The 6,219-nt window shown below is 71.0% G+C and carries 5 protein-coding genes; 2 read left to right on the top strand and 3 right to left on the bottom strand.

Going from position 1 to position 6,219, the window contains the following annotated elements; genetic code table 11:
• Positions 1-41: 41 nt before the first annotated feature.
• The 3 genes from Van01_RS32530 to Van01_RS32520 all read right to left on the bottom strand — a co-directional run bounded on the left by Van01_RS32530 (position 42) and on the right by Van01_RS32520 (position 2,831).
• Entirely contained in the window at positions 42-962 is a 921-nt protein-coding gene (locus Van01_RS32530) for a TrbL/VirB6 family protein (protein WP_204015775.1), read from the bottom strand.
• Between the two features lie 3 nt (positions 963-965).
• A complete protein-coding gene (locus Van01_RS32525) occupies positions 966-1,349 on the bottom strand; it encodes a pilin (protein ID WP_204015773.1) in 384 nt (127 codons plus the stop codon).
• 618 nt (positions 1,350-1,967) lie between these two features.
• Positions 1,968-2,831, bottom strand: coding sequence for a hypothetical protein (locus Van01_RS32520; protein WP_204015771.1), 864 nt, complete (start codon positions 2,829-2,831; stop codon positions 1,968-1,970).
• Positions 2,832-4,451: 1,620 nt separating this feature from the next.
• Between Van01_RS32520 and Van01_RS32515 the strand changes: the two genes are divergently transcribed.
• Positions 4,452-5,315 carry a hypothetical protein gene (locus Van01_RS32515; RefSeq protein ID WP_204015769.1) on the top strand — a complete coding sequence of 288 codons (864 nt, stop codon included), beginning with the start codon at positions 4,452-4,454 and terminating at the stop codon, positions 5,313-5,315.
• Positions 5,308-6,219, top strand: a 912-nt coding sequence (locus Van01_RS32510) for a TRM11 family SAM-dependent methyltransferase (protein ID WP_239099443.1), incomplete at its 3' end; no start/stop codon positions are given. The genes Van01_RS32515 and Van01_RS32510, both read left to right, overlap by 8 nt.

Here is a 6,219-nt window from a genome sequence, read left to right as displayed (position 1 = left end):
CATCCGTGTCCGCCCTGCCTCGCCGCGGTCGGCGTACGCGCTCATCGGCCTACCGCCCGCAGCCCGCGGCCGAGGCCGGGAAGCGAACGGGTGACCTGCTGCACCAGGATGACCCGCACGGCGGCGCCGATCATGTTGACCCCTCCGCCGCCGCTGCCCGCGCTGACATAGCGGCGCATGAGGCTCGGCACCCGCAGGGTGGTCCACAGCATGACCATCACTACGAACAGGTTGATCACCCCGCCCGGGTCGACCGGCAGGCCGAGCACCGGCAGCAGGTTGTCGGGGTCGGTGAGCATCCACTGCCCGGCGTAGAGAGTGAAGCCCTGCACCACCGGCACCGCCAGGACACCGGCGTACGAGCGCCACCACAGGCGGGCTACCGCGTCGGTCTGCGGCAGCGCGTGGCACGCCAGGGCAAGCGGCGCGGCGGCGGTCAGGACGAGCACGACGGCGAAGCGGACGATCACGCTGAACGCGGTCCCGGCGAGCAGGACCGCGATGATCGCCACGCAGATCACGAACAGCAGCACCGCGGTCTTGTCCTGCCCCGCAGTGACGTGCGTTTCGATCGCCCGCAGCGCGCCGTCGCTGTCACCGTCGCCGGTGGTCAGCGCCGCGGTGAGGCCGTTGGCGAGGTCGATGAGCATCCCGCACCACAGCTGGGAGAAGTGCGCGGCGACGAACCCCACGATCAAGCGCGGGAGAAGGTCCTTGACCGCGTAGCGGGAGCGTTCGTCGCCGCCGGCGGTCATGGTGAGCACGCCGGCGGCGACGAACGCGAGAACGAAGACGGTGTCCACGACGAACACCGAACGGCCAGTCAGCGCCTGCACCTGCGGCAGGGCCGTGACGTTCGGGGTGATCAGCAGCGCACTGCTGATCACCCCGATCAGCGCGTCCAGAGTCGCCAGGATCGCCGCCACCAGCCAGTCCAGGATCTGGTCGAGCAGCCAACCCATCGGTCAGCTCCCCACGATTCCCTGAACGACCTGCAGCAGGACCGGCGCGAGGATGGCCAGGCCGTAGCCGATCAGGGCGTTGCGCAGCGCCCCTTTGGCCTTGTCGACCTGCGCCGGGTCGCCGCCAGCCGTGGCCCAGTACACGCCGGCCAGGACGAGGAACAGGGTGGCCACGGCGGCGAGGATGCCGATCAGCCAGTTCTGCAGGTTGTTGATGACAACCGGCAGGGAGTTCGCCGCCAGCACGGGCACACCGGGGTCGGCGTACGCGGCGGCGGGTACGGACAGGAACAGCAGCACCTCGCCGGTGACGGCGGCGACACGGCCGACCTGACGGGTGGGGCGGGAGTGGGTGAGGGCACGAAGACGTGCCGAGATGCGGGACATTGGTCGTTCACCTCCTGCCCAGCCTGGTGAGGGCGGGGCGGTTGTCGGCGGTCGGGATGGGTGGACCGCCGCCAGAGGGGCGCGGACGCGCGGCGGCGCCGGCGAAGCACGACCGTCCCCGGGAGGAGCACGTCCTCCCTTGTCGGGTAGCGGTGTGTTCGATGAGGTGTCAGCGCACCAAACTGCGCGGCACCCGGAGACGTCCGGTGCGTCGGGCGGCCCGACGTGGGCCGGCCCTCTGGCGGCGGGCGGGACCGTCATGCCGCCGTGGCGGGCGAGGCGGGCGAGGCGGTCTCACACTGGTAAACCGCCGCCTGTGTGCTCTGACGAACGCCTGCTGTTCCCACAAAGACTCACAGCCACTCACAGCCGCTCACACCCAGCATGCCCTTCCCGTCCGACCTGCGCTTTTCTCAATGCTTCCGCTCCGACGGCAGGGTTTCCCCCGGTCTGGATGATCCGGTCGCCGCCGCTTCGGCTTGGAGGCTTGTTCACCGGCTGCGCTCGCGGGTCGGGTTGGTGAGCCCTGCCGGGTGCCGTCTGCGCAGCGCGGAAAGGCTGCGGCGCCTACACCGGGGTTCGGTGCGGGCGCCGCGAGAGACGTTCGCGGGGCGGGGCTCAGGCGGCGGCCAGCCGGCTCGTGTCTTGCGGGGCAGGGCGGCGGCGGGCGACGCGCAGGTTGCTGCGCCGTTCGGCCTGGGCGGTGAGGGCCTCGGCGGCTTGGGGGGATGCCGTCCCGGTGAGCAGGCCCGAGGCGAGGGCTTCGGCGATGCGGGTGTCGATGCGTCCCAGGCGCATCCGCAGGGCATCGGTGCTCAGGCCCCGCAGGTAGGCGATCGGTTCGATGGCCCGTCGACCGAGCCGCACGTCGATGTAGGACTGCTCGTCGTCGGCGTCGAGGATGCCGAGCCGTACGGCACGGCTGATCAACACGTCCGGATGCCCGTAGGGAATCTGCGGGGTGCGAGGCCCGATGACGTGCTCGACGTCTTCAACCGGCGTGGTCTCCGCCGCCTGCTGGCGCAGCTTGAAGCCGGCGCGCCAGCCGGCGCGGCACAGCCCGGCGTACGGGGCGGGCCGGGCGAGATCGACGTGATCGCGCAGCGCTGCCAGGAACCCGGAGAGAACCTCCGCCTCGATGTCGTCGGGATCGCCTTGGTAGCCGTGGCACAGCTGACGGGTGTAGCGGCGCAGCGCCGGCAGGGCCATGCCGACCGCGCCGATGACCCACTGCGGCCCGTTCAGCCGTGCACGGCGGATCACCTCCACCCAGACCGCGTCGCGCGCCTCGAAGGACCGTCGATGCGCCAGCAGCCAGTCGCGCACCGCCAGCACCGTCATCACCCCCGCCGGCAGTCCGACGTCCGGGCCGAGCTGGTCTAGATCGAGCGACAAAGGCTCGGGTTCGCAGGTCAACGCCGTGAACGCCACCTCGGCGGCGTCCAGCGGGGAACGCGGCCACTGTGTGGAAGTCGTGCTCATGATTGCCCGCTCCTTGACGTAGGGATCGTCGCCGCGCATCGGGCGACGCTTGGGCACCGATTACGCCAGCCGTGGCCCACAACCGCCCACAGCGCAGGTCACCGCCGTTTCACCGCCATCGGAAGCGCCGTCAGCTCGACGCGGGTGGTGGCGCCTGCACCGCCGGCACGGGCGGTGGTGCTCGTTGTCACGCGAGCCGCTGACCAGGGCTGTGAGCGGCAATCCAGCCCACACCGCCTAGCCCCCACCGCGCCGGGTTAGTGCCTCTCACTGCGACCCGTCACGCCGCTCACAGCCCCTCACAGTGGCTCACGGCGGCTCCCGGGTCGCGTACAGCGTCGCTGTCCTGTGTCATTGAAGTTGACCTGTGTGCCATCGAATCTGTACCGATGCGGCTTCGTGCCACTACAGTTGGCCATCGACGAGCATCAAGCCAAGACCTCGTATCACACCGTCCGCGACTACGTCTCCCGAGAACACCGCCCGCTCACCATCGGCAGCCGAACCCGTCGGACAAGCCGCTGAGCTGGGGTGTGAGTGACGGCCGAGCGCATCCGACAGCCACTCACAGCGGCACACAGCCACTCACAGTGACTCACAGCGGCTCACAGAGACCGGCGGCACGATGCTACAACCACGACCCAGGTCAGATTCGATGGCACAAACCTCGAGTCCAGCGGCCACATCTGAGCCCGCGAGCCAACCTCCGTGCCATCGAAGTTGACCCACCCCTGGTCACAGGACCGATAACTGGCCAACTTCGCTGTCAACGGACATCGCGTACAGCGTCGCAGTCCTCGACGCGTCGTTGCTCGCGTCGTCGGGCGCGTCCAGGCGACAGCCAACCGACGTCGTGAAGGGATCGGCAATCCTGACCGACGGGGACGGCGGCCGTGGCCGAAGTGACATGACGACCGTGCACTTGGCGCGCCACCGAGGCCGTCTCTCCGGACACCGCTGACATGACCGTCATCCCCCGCCACAGTGACGTTGTCAACGACCATGGCTGATGGCTGCGGACAGATGGACAACGCCCTGCCGGCCACGGCGACCACTCAGTCGCGGCGGTGGTGCCACGACCGCCGACGACGACGGCACCCCAGGACACGTTGCCTCTCGGCATCGATGGCTGTCGCTGACATTGTGTCCGCCGAGGCGCGTGAGCTGGACGTTGACATCGGCCACGGGCGGGTACGGCCTGTGACAGCGACGTGGTGAACCCGGGCGCGGCCACGCCGGCGTCAACCTCGACGGCCGCGCCTGTGACACTGCGCCGCGTCGGTCACGGCCATTCCGACGGACAAGACACGGGCAGACCTCGAGCCATCAACCCGGGCCACGCCACCGCGCCGCGGACATTCTGTCATCCACTCATGTCATCGCCGGTGGTCGATTGTCAATTGCGGCGCGCAGGTGGCTGCGCTGTCATATACCGCCGCTGCCGGGTCAACGGTCTAACGCCTGCTTCGCCGTGCACGGCGGCATCGCCCGGCAACAGCGCGCAGCACGGTCGCTGCCGCGTTGTGAGCGGCCGTGAGTTCAGCAGGCGTTCGCCAGAGCACACAGGCGCGGGTTTACCAGTGTCAGCGCACTACATGCGCGGCGTGGAGCCGACACCTAATGAGCGAGCACACGCCGCAGCACCACAACGTCCCTGTCCACCCGCTCAGCCCGCCCTCGACCGACCCGACCCTGATCGACGTGGTCGCCGGCGAACCGCCGGCGCCGGTCACCGTGTGGCGCACCGCCCACGACCCGGGCGACGCCGGCCGCAGCGTCGGCGCACGGCTGGCCTACCGGCTCGTGGCCGCCTACACCCGCCCCGGTGAGGCCGTCGTCGACCTCACCACCGACCACACGCTCACCGACGTCTGCGCGGCCGGGCAGCGACGCCACCACCCCGGCTGGTTCACCCAGGTGTCCAGCCTGATCATCGGACCGGCGGCCACCCCGCCCACCCGCCGCGACCCGGCCGCCGTCACCGACGACGGCGATGCGGTGCCCGACATCGCCGCGTGGTTCGGCGACGACCTCACCGACACCCCGCCCGCCGACCCCGCCGAGCCGGGGCGGACGTCCGTGGCGGGGGCGACGAGCCTGGTCGTGGCGAGCTGGCCGCTGGACCGCGACGACGCGGTCAACCGGGTCCGCCTGGCATGGCTACTGACCGTCTGCGCGCGGCTGCTGCGCCCCGGCGGCTGCCTCGTCCTCGTCGTCACCGGCCCCACCACGGCCCCCGGGCCGGAGGACTTCAGCCCCGTCACCACCGCCGCCGCGCAAGCCGGGCTGGGCTACCTGCAGCACATCGTCGCCGTCACCGCCGACACCGACGCCGACCAGTTCGCCTACTACGCCACCGACGAGGAACTACTCACCCTCACCCACCCGCGGTGGGTCGCGCACCTGCGGGTCCACGCGGACCTGCTCGTGTTCTCCCCCGTACCGGACGCGCGGCGCCACCACGGGGGTGAGCACCGTGACTGACCACCCCACCCCCCACCCGGAACAGCCGGACCGCGACGCCGCACCTCGAGACCGGCAGGGTCACCTGGCACCGCCGGAAGGGCTGTCGGTGTGGGCGACCGCGCAGCGCACCGGACCGGTGCAGCGACGAGGCCGGTACGTGCCCGAATCGGTCAAGCACCCCGCGCGGATGCTCCCGGCGATCGCCGCCCACGCCGTGCACGCGTACACCGACCCCGGGGACCTCGTCCTCGATCCGATGTGCGGAATCGGCACCACCCTCATCGAAGCCATCCACGCCGGCCGCGACGCCATCGGCGTGGAGTACGAGGCACGCTGGTCCAACATCGCCGACGCCAACATCACCCACGCCCGCCACCACGGCGCCACCGGCCGCGCGTCGGTGATACGCGGCGACGCCACCCGCCTGTCCGCACTCCTGCCCACCGCCCTCACCGGGCAGGTCGCTTTGGTGGTCACCTCGCCGCCCTACGGGCCGACCGTGCACGGCCTGGTCCGCCCCGGCGAGCACGGGGTGGCAAAGTTCGACAACGCCTACAACGACGGCGCCGACCGCGGCAACCTCGCCTACCGCGACCTGACCGGCCTCGCCGACGGGTTCGAGCAGATCCTGCGCGGCTGCGCGGGCCTGCTGCGACCCGGCGGCACGGTCGTAGTCACCGCCCGGCCGTGGCGCAAGCACGGGCAACTGGTCGACCTGCCCAGCGCCGTGATCGCCGCCGGGGTCCGCGCCGGCCTGATACCCACCGAACGGTGCGTCGCGCTACTCGCGGCGGTCCGCGACGGGCAACTCGTCGCCCGCCCGTCGTTCTTCCAACTCCAGGCCGTACGCAAGGCCCGCGCCGGCGGCACCCCGCTGCACCTGATCACGCACGAGGACGTGCTGATCTTCCGCCAGCCGCCC

This window comes from Micromonospora andamanensis (genome assembly GCF_016863495.1).
Lineage (GTDB): Bacteria > Actinomycetota > Actinomycetes > Mycobacteriales > Micromonosporaceae > Micromonospora > Micromonospora andamanensis.
Note: the sequence above shows the minus strand (reverse complement) of the source record. Positions and strands in the feature narration are given on the sequence as shown.